The sequence below is a fragment of the Pantoea sp. ABR1s genome (assembly GCF_057812235.1).
Genome location: NZ_CM173823.1, coordinates 2,643,311 through 2,663,325, shown reverse-complemented (window position 1 = coordinate 2,663,325; position 20,015 = coordinate 2,643,311). Strand labels below are relative to the sequence as shown.

22 protein-coding genes and 2 tRNA genes are annotated in these 20,015 nt (G+C 56.1%); 10 read left to right on the top strand and 14 right to left on the bottom strand.

From position 1 onward, the window contains the following. Positions 1 to 154: 154 nt before the first annotated feature. A complete protein-coding gene (locus tag ACXKZD_RS12580; RefSeq protein WP_010669789.1) occupies positions 155 to 574 on the top strand; it encodes a CoA-binding protein in 420 nt (139 codons plus the stop codon). Positions 575 to 605: 31 nt separating this feature from the next. Here the strand turns inward: ACXKZD_RS12580 and hspQ are convergent, their stop codons facing one another. Then, positions 606 to 923, bottom strand: coding sequence for a heat shock protein HspQ (gene hspQ, locus ACXKZD_RS12575; protein ID WP_010246651.1), 318 nt, complete (start codon positions 921 to 923; stop codon positions 606 to 608). A 59-nt stretch (positions 924 to 982) separates the two neighbouring features. Continuing rightward, positions 983 to 2,173: a 23S rRNA (cytosine(1962)-C(5))-methyltransferase RlmI gene (rlmI, locus tag ACXKZD_RS12570; protein ID WP_033779460.1), complete on the bottom strand. Its 1,191-nt coding sequence runs from the start codon at positions 2,171 to 2,173 to the stop codon at positions 983 to 985. Positions 2,174 to 2,258: 85 nt separating this feature from the next. Between rlmI and yccX the strand changes: the two genes are divergently transcribed. Next, on the top strand, positions 2,259 to 2,537 hold the full coding sequence (gene yccX / locus ACXKZD_RS12565) for an acylphosphatase (RefSeq protein WP_010246647.1): 279 nt from the start codon (positions 2,259 to 2,261) through the stop codon (positions 2,535 to 2,537). Here yccX and ACXKZD_RS12560 read toward each other — a convergent pair whose 3' ends face one another. Both ACXKZD_RS12560 and yccA read right to left on the bottom strand, forming a co-directional pair. Beyond that, entirely contained in the window at positions 2,538 to 2,864 is a 327-nt protein-coding gene (locus ACXKZD_RS12560) for a TusE/DsrC/DsvC family sulfur relay protein (RefSeq protein WP_010669791.1), read from the bottom strand. Positions 2,865 to 2,968: 104 nt separating this feature from the next. Next, complete coding sequence (gene yccA, locus ACXKZD_RS12555; protein ID WP_003850014.1) at positions 2,969 to 3,622, bottom strand: FtsH protease modulator YccA; 654 nt, start codon at positions 3,620 to 3,622, stop codon at positions 2,969 to 2,971. Positions 3,623 to 3,842: 220 nt separating this feature from the next. Between yccA and ACXKZD_RS12550 the strand changes: the two genes are divergently transcribed. The 3 genes from ACXKZD_RS12550 (at position 3,843) to agp (ending at position 6,066) form a co-directional block, all read left to right on the top strand. Next, positions 3,843 to 3,930, top strand: a tRNA-Ser gene (locus ACXKZD_RS12550). A gap of 67 nt (positions 3,931 to 3,997) precedes the next feature. After that, positions 3,998 to 4,085 (top strand) — tRNA-Ser (locus ACXKZD_RS12545). 271 nt (positions 4,086 to 4,356) lie between these two features. Next, positions 4,357 to 6,066, top strand: a complete 1,710-nt coding sequence (gene agp, locus ACXKZD_RS12540; RefSeq protein ID WP_424996068.1) for a bifunctional glucose-1-phosphatase/inositol phosphatase — start codon at positions 4,357 to 4,359, stop codon at positions 6,064 to 6,066. Positions 6,067 to 6,131: 65 nt separating this feature from the next. Here the strand turns inward: agp and ACXKZD_RS12535 are convergent, their stop codons facing one another. From ACXKZD_RS12535 to wrbA, 3 genes are read right to left on the bottom strand one after another with little or no spacing between them, the layout of a single operon-like run. Further along, positions 6,132 to 7,505: an NAD-dependent succinate-semialdehyde dehydrogenase gene (locus ACXKZD_RS12535; RefSeq protein WP_167422831.1), complete on the bottom strand. Its 1,374-nt coding sequence runs from the start codon at positions 7,503 to 7,505 to the stop codon at positions 6,132 to 6,134. Between the two features lie 53 nt (positions 7,506 to 7,558). After that, positions 7,559 to 7,789 carry a YccJ family protein gene (locus tag ACXKZD_RS12530; RefSeq protein ID WP_010669794.1) on the bottom strand — a complete coding sequence of 77 codons (231 nt, stop codon included), beginning with the start codon at positions 7,787 to 7,789 and terminating at the stop codon, positions 7,559 to 7,561. 20 nt (positions 7,790 to 7,809) lie between these two features. Further along, entirely contained in the window at positions 7,810 to 8,409 is a 600-nt protein-coding gene (gene wrbA, locus ACXKZD_RS12525) for an NAD(P)H:quinone oxidoreductase (RefSeq protein WP_022625914.1), read from the bottom strand. A 300-nt stretch (positions 8,410 to 8,709) separates the two neighbouring features. On the opposite strand from wrbA, the gene ACXKZD_RS12520 reads away from it, so the two are divergent. Next, positions 8,710 to 8,883: a con-10 family general stress protein gene (locus tag ACXKZD_RS12520; protein WP_010246636.1), complete on the top strand. Its 174-nt coding sequence runs from the start codon at positions 8,710 to 8,712 to the stop codon at positions 8,881 to 8,883. Positions 8,884 to 8,979: 96 nt separating this feature from the next. Beyond that, entirely contained in the window at positions 8,980 to 9,894 is a 915-nt protein-coding gene (locus ACXKZD_RS12515; RefSeq protein ID WP_010669796.1) for a DMT family transporter, read from the top strand. A 4-nt stretch (positions 9,895 to 9,898) separates the two neighbouring features. Here the strand turns inward: ACXKZD_RS12515 and rutG are convergent, their stop codons facing one another. From rutG to rutA, 6 genes are read right to left on the bottom strand one after another with little or no spacing between them, the layout of a single operon-like run. Continuing rightward, on the bottom strand, positions 9,899 to 11,227 hold the full coding sequence (rutG, locus tag ACXKZD_RS12510; RefSeq protein WP_488981644.1) for a pyrimidine utilization transport protein G: 1,329 nt from the start codon (positions 11,225 to 11,227) through the stop codon (positions 9,899 to 9,901). A 46-nt stretch (positions 11,228 to 11,273) separates the two neighbouring features. Continuing rightward, positions 11,274 to 11,789, bottom strand: a complete 516-nt coding sequence (rutF, locus tag ACXKZD_RS12505; RefSeq protein WP_029518970.1) for an NADH-dependent FMN reductase RutF — start codon at positions 11,787 to 11,789, stop codon at positions 11,274 to 11,276. A 19-nt stretch (positions 11,790 to 11,808) separates the two neighbouring features. Continuing rightward, a complete protein-coding gene (rutD, locus tag ACXKZD_RS12500; RefSeq protein WP_488981643.1) occupies positions 11,809 to 12,618 on the bottom strand; it encodes a pyrimidine utilization protein D in 810 nt (269 codons plus the stop codon). Next, positions 12,618 to 13,013 carry a pyrimidine utilization protein C gene (gene rutC / locus ACXKZD_RS12495; RefSeq protein WP_033766884.1) on the bottom strand — a complete coding sequence of 132 codons (396 nt, stop codon included), beginning with the start codon at positions 13,011 to 13,013 and terminating at the stop codon, positions 12,618 to 12,620. The genes rutD and rutC overlap by 1 nt, the downstream gene beginning before the upstream one ends. Before the next feature lie 20 nt (positions 13,014 to 13,033). Then, on the bottom strand, positions 13,034 to 13,747 hold the full coding sequence (gene rutB, locus ACXKZD_RS12490; protein WP_010246624.1) for a pyrimidine utilization protein B: 714 nt from the start codon (positions 13,745 to 13,747) through the stop codon (positions 13,034 to 13,036). Beyond that, positions 13,747 to 14,838: a pyrimidine utilization protein A gene (gene rutA / locus ACXKZD_RS12485; protein ID WP_010669800.1), complete on the bottom strand. Its 1,092-nt coding sequence runs from the start codon at positions 14,836 to 14,838 to the stop codon at positions 13,747 to 13,749. The genes rutB and rutA overlap by 1 nt, the downstream gene beginning before the upstream one ends. 306 nt (positions 14,839 to 15,144) lie before the next feature. On the opposite strand from rutA, the gene rutR reads away from it, so the two are divergent. Then, complete coding sequence (rutR, locus tag ACXKZD_RS12480) at positions 15,145 to 15,780, top strand: HTH-type transcriptional regulator RutR (RefSeq protein WP_003849991.1); 636 nt, start codon at positions 15,145 to 15,147, stop codon at positions 15,778 to 15,780. 38 nt (positions 15,781 to 15,818) lie between these two features. Then, positions 15,819 to 16,793, top strand: a complete 975-nt coding sequence (locus ACXKZD_RS12475; protein WP_010246619.1) for a metal-dependent hydrolase — start codon at positions 15,819 to 15,821, stop codon at positions 16,791 to 16,793. A 47-nt stretch (positions 16,794 to 16,840) separates the two neighbouring features. On the opposite strand, the gene cycA is transcribed toward ACXKZD_RS12475, so the two are convergent. Next, complete coding sequence (gene cycA, locus ACXKZD_RS12470; protein WP_010246617.1) at positions 16,841 to 18,235, bottom strand: D-serine/D-alanine/glycine transporter; 1,395 nt, start codon at positions 18,233 to 18,235, stop codon at positions 16,841 to 16,843. Between the two features lie 286 nt (positions 18,236 to 18,521). Between cycA and ACXKZD_RS12465 the strand changes: the two genes are divergently transcribed. Next, a complete protein-coding gene (locus tag ACXKZD_RS12465; RefSeq protein WP_010669801.1) occupies positions 18,522 to 19,217 on the top strand; it encodes an extensin-like domain-containing protein in 696 nt (231 codons plus the stop codon). Positions 19,218 to 20,015 lie beyond the last annotated feature (798 nt).

Genomic DNA, 20,015 nt, shown 5'->3' with positions numbered 1-20,015 from the left:
ACAAAGGATGGTGTGTAGCAAATTCTTACATTATGGCAGTTAATTTACATTTAAACATATTTATTCGTGCGCGGGTTCAATTAATTTCGCTGAGGACTTACCCGCTAAAGGGCACGCCAATCTACACTCAACACTGGCCTGAAAGGAGATAAACATGAACGATCAGACAATTCGTGAGGTGCTGACGCGCACCCAACGTATCGCCTTAGTCGGAGCAAGCGATCGCCCCGAACGTCCCAGTTACGGTGTGATGAAATATCTGCTCGACCAGGGATATGAGGTGATCCCGGTCAGCCCGAAACTGGCAGGGAAAACGCTGCTGGGGCAGCAGGGGTATGCCAGCCTGGCGGATGTACCGGGCAAGATTGATATGGTGGATGTCTTTCGCAATTCTGAAGCCGCGTGGGGCGTGGCCCAGGAGGCTATCGCCGTGGGGGCAAAAACATTATGGCTGCAGCTGGGTGTGATTAATGAGCAGGCGGCGGTACTGGCGCAAGATGCGGGCATGACGGTGATTATGGATCGCTGCCCGAAGATTGAAATTCCGCGTCTGGGAATAACGCGTCAGAAATAATGAGTGTGGCGGCAGAGCGTGCCGCCACGGATTAATGTCGCAGATGAGGTGCCTGTAACTGCTGACGCACCGATGCTGCCAGCTCATCCATTGAAGGCTGCTCAGGGTGTTCAATGCTGGTTTCGCCGGAAAGCTGAATCTCAGCAACGTAGGTATGTACCTGATCGCCTTCCTCATCTTCCATCACCACATGATACCAGGGCGCGGTGCGCATTTTCTCTTCCGCGCCAACATCTTCAATTTTAGGCTCATCTAACGAGTATTCAGGATCGACATCGACGATAACGCCCAGTACGCCGGACAAACGATGACGAACCTGCTGACCAATACCAAATTTACTGGCAATCATTGTGACCTCCGAAAAAAAAGCTCTCTTACCAATATGGGGGCAGGAGCCGTTTTTTCAAGTCACATGACGCGGCAGGCGAAACCTTTCAGGTAGAGACCTTCCGGATAGCTGGCGATCACCGGATGATCTGCGGCCTGGCGGAACTGCTCAATAAACTGCACTTCACGGCCCGCATCCAGCGCGGCATCGGCGATGATCTTCTGGAACAGATCGGTGGCCATCAGACCGGAGCAGGAGAAGGTCATTAATACGCCGCCCGAATTCAGTAACTGAATGGCGAGCATATTAATGTCTTTATAGCCGCGACAGGCGCCCATCAACTGGCTTTTGTTTTCGACGAACTTTGGCGGATCCATAATAATCAGATCAAATTTCTCGCCACTGTCACGATAACGGCGCAGCAGTTTGAAAACATCATCACGCTCAAATTGCGCGCGTGAGAGATCCAGCTCATTCAGTTCAACGTTCTGACGGGCAACGTCCAGCGCCTCCTGTGAGGTATCCACGCTGATCACTTCTTTACAGCCACCCATCAGCGCAGAAACCGCGAATCCGCCGGTGTAAGAGAAGCAGTTAAGGACGCGGGCATCCTGTGCGTAACGACGCGTGGCGAGACGGCTGTCACGCTGATCAAGGTAATAGCCGGTTTTGTGACCGCCCTGGATATCCACCAGCAGTTTCATGCCATGTTCAGTAATCGGCAGCAGCGGCGGCGGCAGTTCACCGGTAACGGTGCCCTGCGTCAGCGCCAGACCCTCTTTCTTACGAACGGCGACGTCCGAACGGTCATAGATGGCGCAGCCAGGGAAACAGTGCTGCAGGGCGGTGATGATCGCTGCACGCTGATATTCTGCGCCTGCCGAGAGCAGTTGCATCACTAAAAAGTTGCCAAAGCGGTCGATGGTAACGCCCGGTAAACCATCAGATTCACCAGCGATCAGGCGATAGCTGTCCAGACCATCGCGGGCCGCCAGCCATTCGCGCCACTGCTGTGCCTGTTCAAAACGGCGGACAAAGAAGGCGATATCGATGGATTCATCGGCCTGCCAGCTCCAGACGCGGGCGCGGATCTGCGACTCGGGTGAATAAGCGGCGCGAGCCAGCCATTTACCGTTGCTGTCACAAACGTCAATGGTTTCACCCAGTTGCGCTTTACCTTCCAGACGCGCAACGGCACCTGAAAAGACCCATGGATGGCGACGGAGCAGGGACTTTTCACGTCCCTTTGCGAGAATCAATCTGACTGTCATAGTTTGCTATGCTTACCTGAAAAAATGAGGCGCCATTGTCCGGTGGATAACGGGAAATTGCAACGAACAGCAGCAGGAGAGAATAATGTCAGCAGCCTGTTTTAAAGCATGGGTTCATGGCCGCGTCCAGGGCGTCGGGTTTCGTTACAGTACTCAGGCAGAAGCCAGGACGCTGGGCGTACTGGGCTATGCGCGAAATCTGGATGACGGCAGTGTCGAGGTGCTGGCCTGGGGTGAGGCGGAGCAGGTCGATGCGCTGATCGCCTGGCTTAAAGCGGGCGGGCCACGCAGCGCGCGCGTTGAAAAGGTGCTGGTGGAGCCGCACCAGCCCGCAGAGCCGCCCCGCGATTTTACGACCGGTTAATTACAGACATTTCGCCGGTTTAGGCAGGCCGGCGATTTTCGTCGCCTGTTTAGCCGGCCCTTCAGGGAACAGGCGAAACAGATAGCGGCTATTACCTTTCTCTTCGCCATATTTCTGCGCCATCGCCTTCACCAGCATTCGCACGGCGGGTGAGGTGTTATATTCCAGATAAAAGGCGCGCACAAAATGGACCACTTCCCAGTGTGCTTCAGTCAGGGTCAGGCCTTCCTGCTCAGCGATGTGGACAGCCAGTGCTTCACTCCAGTCGCCGGGATGCTTCAGATAGCCTTCGGCATCGACGGCGATTTCGTTACCGTTAAAATTCACGTGACATCCTCTTAGTAAATGACGGCGCAGTTTATCAAACCTGGCGGGCAGTAAAAGCAAAAACCCCGCCGAAGCGGGGTTTTACAGGCTACTGTCACTGCGGATTAGTTACTGCGGGCAAACCCCAGCAGGCTCAGCAGGCTGACAAAGATGTTATAGAGCGAAACATAGAGGCTGACCGTCGCCCGGATGTAGTTGGTTTCGCCACCGTGAATGATGTTGCTGGTTTCCCACAAAATCGCACCGGCTGAAAACAGAATGAACAGGGCGCTGATGGCCAGATGCAATGCAGGCAGCTGCAGGAAGATGTTGGCTACCACAGCAACCAGCAACACAACGAAACCTGCCATCATCATGCCGCCGAGGAAGGACATATCACGACGGGTGGTCAGCACGTAGGCCGAACAGCAGAAGAACACCAGCGCCGTGCCGCCCAGCGCCAGCGCTATCACGTCACCCATGCCTGCGGTTAAGAATGAGCTCAGGATAGGCCCCAGGCAATAACCCAGGAAGCCGGTAAAGGCAAAAGCGGCCAGAATGCCCATCGGGCTGTTAGCCAGACGGTAGGTTAAAAACATTAAGCCATAGAAGCCAACCAGCATCAGGATTAAACCCGGCGCAGGCAGGGCCAGCAGGGTGCTGGCGGTAGCCGTAACGGCCGAGAAGGCCAGGGTCAGTCCGAGAAGAAAATAGGTATTGCGCAGAACTCTGTGCGTAGACAGCAGTGAGGACTGCGATGAGGTGACAATTCTTTCCATGTTGCGCTCCTTTAAGCAGAACACCAGATATGTGCCGAGAATACGCAGGCCATTAAAGAGGGAAAAGGCGTTTTACCCTTCTTTACGCGCTAAACTGCTAATTGTTTGAGCAGAGTGGCGATTTTGACACCGAAAAATCACAATCTGGCTGTTTTTCAGGCGAATAGACAGATAGGTGCTTTACATCCCTAAACGGGGTGTTTATAGTGCGCGTCATTGCGGAGGGGTGGCCGAGCGGCTTAAGGCAGCGGTCTTGAAAACCGCCGATGGGAAACCATCCGAGAGTTCGAATCTCTCCTCCTCCGCCACTTTATCTGCCCTGGGCAATAAAGCGGCAAAAATAGATGTTTTGCCAATGCAGTACAGTTTCAAAACGGAGGGGTGGCCGAGCGGCTTAAGGCAGCGGTCTTGAAAACCGCCGATGGGAAACCATCCGAGAGTTCGAATCTCTCCTCCTCCGCCACATTTTACAGGCCAGCACGCAGTGCTGGCCTGTTTCGTTTCTGCTCTCTCTGTTATTTCTTCCTGTCTGAAAAAAGCGTGCCACTCTCTGTGACGCGTGGCTGCGCATTCATCTCTCCGGTGCATCTCTGCTATAGTCCACTCACCGTTTTTGCAAACATCTGGCGCTTTTCTGAGGCGAGCTGAGTTACACTGTTGATTACATCGCTCTGAGGCGAGCTAATGGGTTGATAGCCAGAGTGTTTCTTTACTGAATGAATGGAATAGGCACAATGATCAAGAAACTGAGTCTTTGCGCATTGTCAGTGCTCGCTGCATTGCCGGTCGGAACGGTAGCATTTGCTGCTGAGGGTGATATGCAGCTGCAACAGGTGCTGATGTTAAGTCGTCACAATCTGCGTGCACCGCTGGCTGATAATGGCAGCGTGCTGGCGCAGTCGACCAAAAAGAGCTGGCCGCAGTGGGATGTTCCCGGCGGACAGCTGACCACGAAAGGTGGTGTGCTGGAAGTCTACATGGGTAACTACACCCGTCAGTGGCTGGCACAGCAGGGCCTGGTGAAGAACGGCAGCTGTCCTGACAGCAATAACGTCTTTGTTTACGCCAACAGCCTGCAGCGCACTGTGGCCACCGCCCAGTTCTTTGTTAATGGCGCCTTCCCGGGCTGTGACGTCGCGGTCTCTCATCAGGATGAAATGGGCTCCATGGATCCTATCTTCAATCCGGTTATTACAGATGGCAGTGAAGCATTCAATAAGAAAGCGCTGGCTGAGATGGCCGCTGCGAATGAAAAACTGTCGCTGAAGCCTGCCTTCCAGCGCCTGGAAAAGATTGTTGACTACAAAGCATCGCCTGCCTGCAACAATAAAAAGCAGTGCGATCTCAGCAGTGGTCAGAACACCTTCAGCGCTGAAAATGGTAAAGAACCGAATGTCAGTGGCCCGCTGAAAACGGGGAATTCCCTGATGGATGCGTTCACGCTGCAATATTACGAAGGTTTCCCGCTGGATCAGGTTGCATGGGGTCAGATCAAAACGCCTGAGCAGTGGAAAGAGCTGTCAGCGATTAAAAATGGTTACCAGGATGCGCTGTTTACCAGCCCGGACATTTCCCGTGAAGTGGCGGCACCGCTGGTGGACTACATCCGCAGTCAGTTAGTGGACCAGGACAAAGCCAACGCGCCAAAAATTACGCTGATGGTAGGCCATGACTCAAACATCGCCTCGCTGCTGAGCGCGTTGCAGGTCAAGCCTTATGAACTGCCTGATACCTTCGAAAAAACGCCGATTGGCGGTCAGGTTGTTTTCGAACGCTGGCATGATGCCAAAAATGATAAAGACCTGCTCAAAGTTGAGTATGTCTATCAGAGCGCCGATCAGCTGCGCAACGCAGACGTGCTGAGCCTGAAGAACCCACCGAAGCGCGTTACGCTGCAGCTGGCGGGTTGTGAGACCGATGCAAACGGCTATTGCAGCTGGGATCAGTTCTCTCAGGTGCTGAATGCTGCGCTGCAGGGCACGCCAATGCAGCCAGCGGCGGCACCACAACCGGCAGCCCAGTCTGACGACGACAGTGCGAAAGCCGCAGCGACGAATGACGCTGCTGCTGATAAGGCTGAAGCGGATAAAGCGACCGCGGCGAAAGAGAAGGCTGACGCCGATAAAGCTGCCGCTGAGAAGTCTGAAGCGGATAAAGCCGCCGCTGAAAAAGCAAAAGCAGACAAGGCAGCAGCCGATAAAGCTGCGGCTGAGAAGGCAAAAGCGGACAAGGCAGCAGCGGATAAAGCCGCCGCTGAGAAGGCAAAAGCAGACAAGGCAGCAGCGGATAAAGCCGACGCTGAGAAAGCGAAAGCGAAAGCGGACAACGCGGCAGCGAAATCAGCCAGTGCCGATAAAGGTGCGGCTGACCAGGCTAACGCCTCGAACACGCCTGCAACAGCGCACAACGACGAATCAAAGTCAGCAGCTGTGGCAACACAGTAATCGTGCTATCCGGCTGATAATAAAAAACCCCGTCGAGACGGGGTTTTTTTATGGCTGTAAGGCGATTAACCCGCCACGACCACCAGTTTCTGGTTAGCAAACTCTTTGATACCCAGATCAGACAGCTCACGGCCATAACCTGAACGTTTCACGCCACCAAAGGGCAGTTCCGCTGAGGTGTCGCTCTGAGAGTTGATAAACACCATGCCGGTTTCAATGGCAGAGGCCAGTTTACGACCCCGTGCAATATCGCGTGTCCAGACCGAGCCGCCCAGACCATAGTGAGAGTCGTTCGCCAGCGCCACAGCCGCCTGATCGTCACCTATGACATAAACCTGCGCGACCGGACCGAAGAACTCCTGATAATAGGCGGGATTATCCGGGGTAATGCCAGTGAGAATGGTTGGCTGATAATAGCAACCTGCACCTTCGACGGCTTTGCCGCCTGTAACCAGTTTTGCGCCATTGGCGACGGCTTCGTCTACCTGTTTCACCAGACGGTCACGCGCGTCAGCGGAGGAGAGCGGGCCAAGCGTAGTCTTCTCATCCAGCGGATCGCCCAGCGTAGCGGAACTCAGTGCAGCGCTGAACTGGTTGATAAAGCGATCGGCAATCTTCTCATGCAGAATAAAACGTTTTGCGGCGGTACAGACCTGTCCGCAGTTGCTGAGGCGAGCCTGCACGCCCTGACGTACCGCTTCATCAAGATCGGCATCATCCAGCACCACAAACACGTCATTGCCACCCAGCTCCAGCGTCGATTTCTTAAGATGCTTACCGGCCTGCTCAGCCACGGCGCTGCCCGCGCGCTCGGATCCGGTCAGGGCGACACCCTGCACCCGGTCGTCAGCAATCAGATCGGCGACCTGATCGGTGGAGATGAACAGGTTAGTCCAGGCCCCTTCAGGCGCACCCGCTTCACGAACCAGCTTCTCAAAGACATCGGCACAGTGCGGCACGATATTGGCATGTTTTGCCAGCACCGGGTTACCCAGCGCCAGATTAGGTGCCAGCACGCGCATCAGCTGATAGTAAGGGAAGTTCCACGGCTCGACGGCGACTAAAACGCCAATCGGGTGATACTCAACCCAGGCTTCGCCCAGATCGCTGGGATAGGACTGCGGCTGCAGAATACGTTCCGCATTCTCTGCGTAGTAGCGGGCAATCTGCGAGCAGATTTTCACTTCTCCGCGGCTCTGACCAATCAGTTTACCCATCTCTTTACTGGCGATGGTGGCCAGTTCTTCCGCGCGGCTATCAATCAGGTCAGCCAGTTTTTTCAGTACCTGCAGACGCGGCTGAATATCACCTTTGCTCCATGAAGAATGGAAAAGGCGATCGGCCACTTCGAGGGCATGGCTGACGGCGGCTTCATCGTGTGATGGCCAGCTTTTCAGCAACTGGTTGTTTGCGGGATTAATGCTTTGATAGGAAGACATAGCGTACTCCTTGGTGAGCTAAAAATTGAGGGCGGGAAAGTCCCGCCCCTGATTCAGACGTTCTTACGTTCTACGGGCTTGTCATCCCAGGTCAGAAGATCTTTATCGGTTTTTTCAAAGGCGCGAATCAGCACGTCATCACTGCCTTGCTGACGCCAGATCTCTTCTGCCAGTTTTTCATCGTAGTTAGCCACTTCGAAAATGGCCTCGGCAATTTCAGGGGAGGTATGACGCAGACTTGCCCATTCGCCAACGTGATGTGCTTTCGATTGTTCAGTAGACATACTTTTCTCCTTTGATTAAATCAGTCCTGCAGTTTGACGGTCAGTCCGGCAACATGTTCGCCCTGAAAACGGGCGATATTCAGTTCCGCTTCGGTAGGCTGACGCGAACCATCGCCGCCCGCCAGGGTGGTGGCTCCATAAGGCGTTCCACCGCGAACCTGTGAAATATCGAACAACTCTTTGGTTCCGTAGCCGATTGGCACAATCACCATGCCGTGATGCGCCAGGGTGGTCCAGACAGACGTGATGGTCTGTTCCTGTCCGCCGCCGGTGCCGGTTGAGGTAAAGACGCTGGCAACCTTGCCAAACAGCGCGCCTGACGCCCAGAGTCCGCCGGTGCGATCCCAGAATGTCCGCATCTGTCCGGCCATGTTGCCGAAGCGGGTCGGAGTACCGACGATAATCGCGTCATAGTGCGGCAGCACCTCAGGCGTGGCTTCTGCCGCCTGCTGATCGGTTTTGCCACCCACCTGTGCAAAGCGATCGGCCTCCATCGTTTCTGGTACCCGCAGGATATCCACTTCCGCGCCGGGAACCCGACGAGCGCCTTCTGCAACCGCGTTCGCCATTGTTTCGATATGTCCGTACATCGAATAGTAGAGCACCAGAATCTTAGCCATTGATCTCTCCAGATGGTTTTGACGTCCAGAAAAAGTATAGAAGAGCTTTCGTTTTACGCAGGCGATGCCGAAGCCGGAACGGAGGAGTCGGGCAATAAATCAGCAGCTAATCGGTTGTAAGTCGGCAGAGTGTTCGTTGTTTAGCCAAATTTCTGGTGATTACTCTGTTGCTAAATGTGACTGGCGGACGAGTGAAAGGATAATCTGGCTATTATTTAAACATGGGCTGAGCTCGCGTTTCGGGCCGTCAGCCCTCTGTTTTTAATTCTTAATTATCGCACTACGCGACAGGAGCAAATCATGACAACACATCGTGGGGGTTCTGGAAATTTTGCTGAAAACCGTGAACGTGCCGCAGAAGCGGGACGTAAAGGGGGAAAAAACAGCGGCGGTAATTTTAAAAACGATCCGCAGCGCGCCGCGCGCGCCGGGGAGAAAGGGGGACGCAGCAGCCCTAAAAAACCGGACGCATAACCCCACACTGCCGCCGGTTGAGACCGGCGGTTAACGTCGTTGCTTTTCCCCCTCGCTCTCCCCACAATATTGTCCGGACACATCATCAGGTGAATTATGTCGGACACACTCCGCGGTTTAACCCTGCGCCTGACGCGGCAGGAGCTGGTATTACTTTTCATCACCATGATCTGGGGCGGCACCTTTCTGGTGGTGCATCGTGCGATGCAGCACTCCGGCCCGTTTTTCTTTGTCGGCCTGCGTTTTGCCACCGCCGCGCTGCTGCTGGCGCTCTTTTTCCGCCGCTATCTGGCAGGCATGACCTGGCTGGAGGTGAAAGCGGGTGCGCTGATTGGCCTGTCGATCGCCGGGGGCTATGGTCTTCAGACGTGGGGAATGCAGACCATCTCCAGCAGTCAGTCCGCCTTTCTCACCGCGCTCTATGTCCCTGTCGTGCCGTTGCTGCAATGGCTGTTTCTGCGCCGTCCGCCGGGATTGATGTCGTGGCTGGGGATTGTACTGGCGTTTACCGGCCTGCTGCTGGTGGCCGGGCCGCAGGATGGTCGCATCACTCTGAATGCAGGTGAAATAGCGACGCTGATCAGTACCCTGGCGATCGCCGCCGAGATCATCTTAATCAGCCGCTATGCCGGTAAGGTCGATGTGCGCCGTGTGACCCTGATCCAGCTGGCGGTGGCGTCGCTGTGCGCCTTTGGTCTGATGATCCCCAATGGGGAAACGGTGCCTGCCATCTCAACGCCGCTGCTGCTCAGCGCGCTGGGGCTGGGTGCGGCCAGCGCCCTGATTCAGGTCACCATGAACTGGGCGCAACGCAGCGTTTCGCCGACCCGCGCTACGGTGATTTATGCCGGGGAACCAGTCTGGGCCGGCGTCGTGGGGCGTATTGCGGGTGAGCGCCTGCCTGCGCTGGCGTTGCTGGGCGGCGCGCTGATCGTCTGCGGGGTGATCGTCAGTGAGCTGCGGCTGAAACGAAAAAAAGCGGTGCAGCCTGCTGCCACACCGCTGGAGTAGGTCGCTAACCCTGCTGTCGCGCCAGGGGCTTGTCCTGCTTAGCCGCACTGCGTCGGCGCAGAATCGCATTGAGGATAATCGCGCCAAAGGTGGCGGTACCGATACCCCCCAGCGTGAAAGAACCGATTTTCAGCGCGAAATCCCCGGCGCCGAGCACCAGTGTGGTCGCCACCATGATCAGGTTACTGTTCTGGCCTAAATCAACATGGTTCTGTACCCAGATGCGGGCACCCGCTACCGCAATCAGCCCGAACACTACAATGGATGCGCCGCCAATCACCGGGGCCGGAATAGTGTGGATCAGCGCACCAAACTTCGGCGAGAAACCGGCGAGGATGGCGATGACCGCCGCGGCGACAAACGCCAGCGTAGAGTAGACTTTGGTCACCGCCATGACCCCGATATTTTCGGCATAGGTGGTGACGCCACTGCCGCCGATCGAGCCGGAGAGCATGGTGGCCAGGCCATCGCCAACAAAAGCGCGTCCCATGTAAGGATCGAGATTGCGTCCGGTCATGCCCGCCACCGCTTTCAGATGCCCGAGGTTTTCAGCCACCAGAATGATCGCCACCGGGGCGATAAGCACCATCGCCTGCAGATCAAAGGTGGGAGCGGTGGTGTGCGGCAGGCCAAACCAGGCGGCCTGTGACAGCAGGGTAAAATCGACCGGCTTACCCAGCCCCAGACCGTTGGTCAGCAGTGCATAGATCGCCCAGGCCAGAATCAGGCCGACCAGAATCAGCAGTCGCTGAATCATCCCGTGGGTAAATACCGCTACCAGACCAATGCAGAGTACGGTCATCACCGCAACCCAGCTGTCGAATGACGAGGCGGAGACGCTGTGAACCGCAATCGGGGCCAGATTCAGCCCGATAGCCATCACCACCGCACCGGTCACGACCGGCGGCATCAGATTTTCAATCCAGCGCGTGCCGGACTTCATCACCACCAGACCAATCAGCGTGTAGAGCAGGCCGCAGGCGATCACGCCGCCCAGCGCCACGCTGAGATTGGGATTCAGCCCCTGACCACTGAAGCCGGTTACCGCAATGACCACGCCGACAAAGGCAGCGCTCGACCCGAGATAGCTGGGCACCCGACCGCCGGTGATAAAGAAGAACAGCAGCGTGCCTATACCCGAGACCAGAATGGCCAGATTGGGATCCAGCCCCATCAGCAGGGGCATCAGCACCGTTGCGCCAAACATCGCTACCGCATGCTGTAAACCCAGCACCAGCGTCTGCCCCAGAGGCAGGGTCTCATCCGGGGCGATAATACCGTTTTCTATTAATGCCGACTTCTTTTGCCATTGCGGAAACCAGGATCGTGCCATCGTCTACTCCAGAGCGTTATGAATGCCGGTGGGATTCAGGGAAGCGTTAACAGGCATCCTGCCGCAACAGGGGATGGTATCCCCGGTCAAACCACGCCAGACCGTGGGTGTCATCATTGCGCACTAACCCCACGACTTCGCAGAACAGCGTGTCATGCGTACCGACGCTGACAATCTGAGTAATGCGACAGTCAAAGGACGCGACGGCGCCGCTCAGCACCGGCGAGCCGGTCACGGCCGTTGACCACTCAGCGGCAATAAAACGATCAGCCATGGGCGTTTTGCCGCCGAACAGATTGGAGAGCGTTTCATGGCCCGCCGCCAGCGTATTGACGCAGAGCTGCATATTTTCGCGGAACACCGGGTAAACCGAGGCAGAGCGGTTAAGGCAGACCAGCAGCGTCGGCGGCGAATCCGTGACGCTGCACACCGCCGAGGCCGTAAAGCCTGCGCGTCCGGCCGGGCCTTCAGTGGTGATGATGTTGACCGCAGCACCCAGCCGCGACATCGCATTACGAAACTCAGTTTTCTCAACGGCAGGGGTAAGGGTATCCAGGCTCATCGTGTTCTCCGCGAAAAGGTTATCCGACGACGCGCTGCAGCGGCTGCACGTCATCAGTCTGATCCAGCCACTGCAGCAGCAGGGCATTAAAGTTTTCGGGGGCGGTGACGCTCATGGCGTGGCCGCCCCAGGCCATCATCCGTTCAGTCGCATTGGGCAGGGCCGCGGCCAGCTCAGTTGAGCAGCTCCACGGCACCAGCAGATCGTCCTGGCTGGCGATCACCAGTACCGGTTGTGGAATGGCAGCAGCCCGCGCGCTGAAGTCGGCGCTCATCAGGGCGTGCAGCCGCCGCATCAGATTTTCCATCCCCTGAAAATGTGCGACGTGATGGCTATCTTCCTGATCCAGCCGTGTCTGATGCTGTGCCATCCACTCCGCAGGATAGAGAAACAGCGGCTGAGCGCGGACAAATGCCTCGACGCCGACGTTGAGCAGCAGGTCCTGACGTACCTGAAAGCAACGACGGGTATGGGGATGCAGCGTCAGCCAGCCATTGATCACCGCGATCCGTTCGATCCGTTCCGGATAATCCAGCGCCAGCTGCATCCCCATCAGACCGCCCAGCGCGTGACCGATCAGGCTGAAGCGCAGGATGCCGTGCTGCGCCAGCGCGGCGGCCAGTTCCGCCGCCATCATCGCCATGCTGTAGCCTTCCGGCAGGCTGTCAGCGCTGCGACCGGTGCCGCGCTGGTCATAGGTCACCACCCGATAGCGTGCCGTTAGCGCGGCCAGCTGCGGCTGCCAGAAACCCGCCACGCCGCCCAGACCGGATGAGAGCACCAGTGTCGGTGCATCGGGATTTTGCAGACCCAGAATATCCAGCTGCATCAGACCTCCGCTTTGCCGATGTGCGCCACGCTGGCGATCTCAATCAGCGCATCAGGCTTGACCAGACCGCACTGAATACAGAAGCGCGCCGGTTTTTCGCCGGGAAAGAACTCGGCATAAACCTGATTCACCGCGGCGTAGTTCGACCAGTCGGTGATAAAAATCGAATTAAACGTCACATCGGTCATGCTGCCACCGGCGGTCTCAATCACCTTTTTAATGGTTTCCAGCACGTGGCGGGTCTGCGCTGCGGCATCACCCACATGCACCACGTTGTTGTCAGCATCAAACGGCAGCGTACCCGAGACATAGACCACACCATCCGCCAGCGTGCCGGGAACGAACGGGGCGATGGGGGTGGTGGTGCCTGGCGGAACAATAATACTTTTCGGCATAGCGTCGTCCTTATCGTGGATTAGCGGGCATTCAGGCTTTCGCAGAAGGTATCGACATCCGATACCCAGCCAAAAAAGGTTTCGATATTGAACAGGGCAGCCTGCTGAGCAAAGGGCGGGCCGGCCTGATAAGTGGCGTCTTCCAGCACCACGCCGAAGTACTCCAGAAAGAAGCCGTCGCGCAGCGTCGATTCAACGCAGACGTTGGTGGCGATGCCGGTAAACATCAGATGACGGATCCCGCGGCTGCGCAGCATGCTGTCGAGCGGGGTGTTATAGAAGCCGCTGTAACGTGATTTCGGCAGCACGATGTCACCGGGTTGCGGCACCAGTTCATCGACCAGCGCGTAATCCCAGCCGCCTTTTGACAGCAGCGACCCCTGCAGTTCAGGCCGTTTACGCATGGTTTTCAGGGCATTCGATTTGTGGAAATTGGGGGAACCGGCGTCGCCCGCTTCTACATAGTCACTGTCCCAGCCGTTCTGGAACCAGATGATCTGAACGCCTGCCGCACGGGCCGCCGTCACCGCCTGATGGATTTTCGCAATCACCGGCTTGGTGGCGGAAACATCGAAGCCCGCCAGATCGAGATAGCCGCCTTCAGTGGCGTAGGCGTTCTGCATATCCACGACAATCAGCGCGGTCTGGCCAGGCGGAAAGGCGATCGGCTCTGGCCGCGCCGGCAGTTCAACCTGGGGAACATCCGGCGTGTGAGCACAATAAACGGTAGCCATCATGCCACCTCCTGCTGTGCGTCGAGCAGGGCGCTGCGACAGGCCATCAGCGGCTGAATGTGCTGCCCGAAGTTCTCGATACCCTGCAGGAAGTCATCAAACGTCAGCAGCACGCCGTGGGTGCCTTCGACCTGCGCAACCTCATCCAGCATCCGCGCCACGCTGGCATACGACCCCACCAGGGTGCCCATATTGATATTGACTGCCGAGGTCGGATCCGCCATCTGGCGCACATTGGTGTCGCTGCCCGATTTGGTGTCCTGCTGACTCTGAGTGGTGAGCCAGGAGAGCGCCTCTTCATCCGCACCTGCTTTGTAGTGTTCCCACTTCGCCCGCGCTTCTTCGTCCGTTTCAGCAGCGATGATCATAAACAGCACATAGGAGCCGACATCGCGGCCCGCTTTTTCAGCGGCCTGCTTCATGCGAATCGAGGTAGAGCTGAACGCGGCAGGCGTGTTAACACCTTTACCAAAGCAGAAGTTGTAATCGGCGTGCTGAGCAGAGAAGGCCATACCGGCATCGCTCTGTCCGGCGCAGATCACCTTCATCGGGCGCTGCGGCTGCGGACTCACCCGGCAGTCGTTCATGGTGAAGAACTCACCTTTAAAGTCCGATTTTCCGGTGCCCCACAGGTCGCGCAGCACGGTAACGTATTCGGTCAGATAAGCGTAGCGGCTGCTGAAGTACTCATCGCCAGGCCACATTCCCATCTGTTCATATTCCGGCTTCTGCCAGCCGGTCACCAGGTTGACGCCAAAGCGACCGCCTGAAATGGAATCGATGGTGGACGCCATGCGCGCCACAATCGCCGGAGGCAGCGTCAGGGTGGCGGCGGTGGCGTAGATCTCAATGCGCGATGTCACGGCGGCCAGGCCTGCCATCAGGGTGAACGATTCGAGATTATGATCCCAGAACTCGGTTTTTCCGCCGAAGCCGCGCAGTTTGATCATCGAGAGCGCAAAATCGAAATGGTAATGCTCTGCTTTCAGCACGATCGCTTTGTTCAGTTCAAAAGTCGGCATGTACTGCGGCGCATTGGACGAAATCAGCCAGCCATTGTTACCAATCGGAATAAAGACGCCTATCTTCATGTGAAACCTCGTTGCGATGGGGGAAAGGTGTTTCACGCGCTGCACTGCATCCTGCATCGTCCGTGTGGGCCGCGCTCAGTCACAATTCTGCAAACTGTGTGCCACTTTTTTTATTGTTTTAAATAACAGTGAGTTAAAGTTAACCCGAAAGAGGTAAGTGGAGTAACTGGTCCATTTCAGACCGTCTGGTCAAAATTCGCTGCACATTTTCCATGCAGGCTGAGCAAAAAAGGTGCAGGGCGCGGATTGGGCAGCGATGAATCCCTTTGCTATGATGCGCTGACACCAGAAGGATGAGGTAAACGTGTGAATACCGATGAAAAAAAGCCAACGCGACGTTCGCGTGCGGTCGCAGCGAAGCGGGCCGCCATACTGGAAGCGGCATTAACCTTCTTCTCACAGTTTGGCATTCACGGCACCAGCCTCGATAAGGTGGCCGAGCTGGCCGATGTCTCTAAAACCAATCTGCTCTACTATTTTCCCTCTAAAGAAGTGCTCTATGTGGCAGTGCTTAAGCAGATTCTGGATGTCTGGCTGGCACCGTTGCGCGCGCTGGCGCACGATCAGGATCCATTGGTCGCGATTCGTCGCTACATCCGGCTGAAGCTGGAAGTGTCGCGCGATCATCCTCAGGCTTCCCGGCTCTTCTGTCTGGAGATGTTGCAGGGTGCTCCGCTTCTGAAAGGAGAGCTGGCAGGCGATCTTAAGCAGCTGGTGGATGACAAAGCGGCAATTATTGAACGCTGGATTGATGAAGGACGACTGGCGGGCGTACAGCCGCAGCATCTGATCTTTATGCTGTGGGCCACCACGCAGCATTACGCCGATTTTGCCACTCAGGTTGAGGCCGTTACCGGCCAGACGCTGAGCGATCCGGCGTTTTTCGATCAGGCTGTTGATAATGTGCAGCGCATGATCATCGAAGGGATTCGCGTACGCTAATTCAGGATACATCCACGGTTCAGGTACGGAGTTAATCAATGGATTCTGTTTCGCAACTGGTGCTGGGTGCCTCAGTCAGTGTCGCAGTGATGGGACGTCGGGTACCGGTCTGGCAGGCCGCGCTGGTGGGCGGCGTCTGCGGCACCTTACCCGATCTCGATGTCTTTCTTGATCATGGCGATGCGATACGCAACATGACCCTGCATCGCACGGAAACGCATGCGCTGCTCTGGCTCACGCTGCTCTCGCCACTGATTGCATGGCTGGTGGCAGGTCTGTTTCGTCAGCGGGTGAAGTGGGCAGCATGGTGGCCTGCCATCTGGCTGGCGCTGATTACCCATCCGCTGCTCGATTTGATGACGGTGTATGGCACCCAGCTTGGCCTGCCGATCACCGATTATCCTTATGCCATCGGCAGTATCTACATCGTCGATCCACTCTATACGCTGCCGCTGCTGGCAGGCCTGGGCGTCGCGCTCTGGCGGCGCAGTGATAAAGGGCTGCGCGGAAACCGGCTCGGGCTGATGCTGAGTACCCTTTATCTGGTCTGGAGTGTGGTGATTCAGGGCGTCGCAGGCTGGCAGATCAGAGCGTCGCTGGCGGAGCAGGGTATTCCGGACAATAAAGTGCTGGTGACGCCCACGGCCTTTAATACGCTGGTATGGCGCAGCGTGATTATGACGCCGGATCGCTATGGCGAAGTTTACTGGTCGCTGTTGTCGCCCTCACGGCCACTGCAGGTGGCGTGGTACCCGCGTCATCCTGAACTATTCGACGCTTTTCGGGGCAGCTGGTATGCAGAACGTGTCGCCTGGTTCAGCCACGGCTTCTACGCGCTGCGGGAGCAGGACGGGCAGACGACGATTGCCGACCTGCGCATGGGCGAAGGCGATAAGTATACCTTCACCTTTGGTCTGGGCACGCCTCAGCAGCCCGATCCCCGGCCGCAGCGCTTACCTTATGAACGCCCCTCTTTATCCGCCATTTTCTCTGCGCTGGGCGATCGCCTGTAAAAAAAAAGCCCGGTCATCTGACCGGGCTTTTTTCATGATATTACCGATTAGCGGCTACGACGATTACGCAGCATCCAGCCGACACCCAGCATGGCAAACCAGAGTGGCGTAACCATCAGCGCCTGGCGCGTATCTTCCTGCAGCGTCAGCAGCACCAGCACAAATGCGAAGAATGCCATGCAGACCCAGCACATGAATTTGCCCAGCGGCATCTTAAATGCCGACTCCGCATGGCGCTGCGGATGCTTTTTACGGTAGGCCAGATAGCTGCACAGAATGATGGTCCAGACGAACATAAACAGAATGGCCGAGACGGTGGTCACCAGCGTGAAGACCTTCATCACATCCGGGATCAGGTAGATCAACGCCACACCAATTAGCAGGCACAGGCAGGAGAAAAACAGGCCGGTAGTCGGCACCGCACGGGCAGAGAGTCGGCCAAAGGCGCGGCTGGCCACACCCTGCTGCGACAGGCCATAGAGCATACGGCTGGTGGAGAAGATGCCGCTGTTGGCTGAGGAGGCGGCAGAAGTCAGCACCACAAAGTTAACGATACTCGCAGCAGCAGGCAGACCAATCAGAACGAACATCTCAACAAACGGACTGCGATCGGCCATCACCTGGGTCCAGGGCGTTACCGCCATAATCACCATCAGCGCCAGCACGTAAAACATAATGACCCGCAACGGAATCGCATTAATCGCGCGCGGTAACACTTTATGCGGATTGTGGGTTTCAGCCGCTGCCGTGCCCACCAGTTCAATGCCGACAAAGGCAAACACCGCAATCTGGAAGCCAGCAAAGAAGCCGCTGAGGCCTTTCGGGAACATGCCGCCGTGATCCCAGATGTTGCTGAGTGACGCTGTGCCGCCGCCCGGTGAGGGGTAGTGAATCGATACCAGCACAATCCCGGTTACGATCAGTGCCACAATGGCGACGATTTTAATGATCGCAAACCAGAACTCCATCTCGCCAAACAGCTTGACGGTGGCAATATTGAGCGCCAGAAAAACCACCACGCAAAGCAGGGCGCTCATCCAGATCGAGAAGCCCGGAAACCAGAGCTGGAAATAGGCGCTGATTGCCACCACGTCGGCAATGCCGGTTACCACCCAACAGAACCAGTAGGTCCAGCCGGTAAAGTAGCCGGCCCACGGGCCAAGCAGATCAGCGGCAAAATCGCTAAAGGATTTGTACTCAAGGTTGGAGAGCAGCAGCTCCCCCATGGCGCGCATCACAAAGAACAGCATAAAACCGATGATCATATAGACGAAAATGATCGAGGGGCCAGCCAGGCTGATGGTTTTACCGGAACCCATAAACAGGCCGGTACCGATAGCGCCACCAATGGCGATCAGCTGGATGTGACGATTGTGCAGATTGCGCTGGAGTTTATCGGGCGTTTCGTGGGTGCTTGCGGTTTCTTTAGATTGATCAACCATAGAATTGTCTTTCCTGTCGTGATGTTGTGTTCAGCTCTGCTGGCTGTTAGTCAAGGCGTCTGCCTGAGGGCAAGTCGGCATAAGATAGAGGAAGAGAGCCGGAATCGGGTAACGCTTTTTTACCAATTGTGATGCCTGCCGTCCCGGAAGCAGCAATAAAGCGCGGTTTTGTTCAAACCTTCGTCAGTCTGGGTAATTATTCATCACGTTATGTCAGTCAGGCGGCGTAAAGGGCGATGGGCTTCTACACTTTTTGTTTGCTAATCATCAACCTGCGAGAGGGACTATGCGCACGCTTATCCTGTTTTTGCTGTTGCTTGCGCTGGGATGGGTCAGCTTACCCTGGCTTAAGCAGCATCTGCCGCCGCAGTTTAATCCCTTTACGCCACTCTCTGTTACCGATCCGCCGGGCTGGATGACGCAGATTAAGATGAAAAGGCTGGCCAGCGATCCCGACGCATGTCTGGCGGTGATGCGCCGCGCTCAACAGGCGGGCTGGGTCAGCTTCAGCGAGCGTCCGGACGTCACGGGTCACTGTCCGCTCAGTCATCCGCTGCGGGTTCAGAAATTTGGCCCGGTCAGCCTCAGCAGCAGCTTTCTGGCCAGCTGTCCTATGGCCGTCGCCAGCACCATGTATGCTCTGCGCAGTCGTGAACAGACCGCCAGAGAGATGCACAGTCCACTGGTACGAATTACCCATGTCGGCAGTTACGCCTGCCGTAATATTTATCATCGTGCTCAGGGGCGGCTCAGTGAACATGCCACCGCCGATGCCTGGGATGTGACAGGCTTTCAGCTGGCTGATGGCCAGCGGCTTGAGGTCAGTCGTCACTGGCAACAGCCGGAAGAAAAAGCGGCAATGCTTCATACGCTGTGGCGTGGCGGCTGTGAGGTATTCGGCAATGCGCTGGGGCCGGACTATAACGCCGCTCACGCCTCACATTTTCATCTGGGTATGCGAGGTGCAGGCTACTGCCGATAAATCATCAGACAGGATTAATACCGTGTTTGATTAAGAAATGTTCTTATGGTGCCAGTAAAACCCATCCAGTTATCATTGCTGAACCTGATCCCTTACTGAAATAGTCTGACAACAGGTCTGGATGCTCCTAAAAAAACCGATTTCAGGGCCATTTGTAAGAATAAAACGATGCCTGCGGGATAAAACCCTTGTGCAGATTCTCAGCGTCATTTGCTCAGCGCTTGTTGGCGGCATGATGAAATTATTTCATGATTGCGCTGGCAGAAATAAGGGAAAGGTATCGCATAAATAAAAAAGTGCGTGATTAAGAAAAGAACGGATTTTACCTGCAAATTTATTTTCAGATGATTTAGTTGCGTGACTATCGGGAAAGTGATTTAACTGATTAAAATAGAGTCAGTGCTGAGCATTACGCCGTAAATAGTGATCTCCGCAACGTATTGCGGTCAGACAGCAGAGTAAGTAAAGGCGACTTTTACGGACGCGCTGTCCTGGATCAGGTATTTGCAGTCAGATAAGTGGATAAACCACAGCAGGATGTGAATCGACGGGTACAGAGCACGGTCGGGCAGGGGAGACCCGAAAAGGTTTATTAAACAGCACATCGTTATGCTTACAGGGCTGCCACGGAAAACCGGGACAGGTCTTTCACCGGCAAGCGCGTGGCGCGGTCAGCAAGCCGGTTAGCTGCCTCAGCAGACGCCACAGGGGCTGCGGGGACGTCTGACGAAGCCTGTCCTGATGGCTGCAATGACAGAGCCGGTCTTATTTCCTGATAAAAAATATGTCAGAAATTTG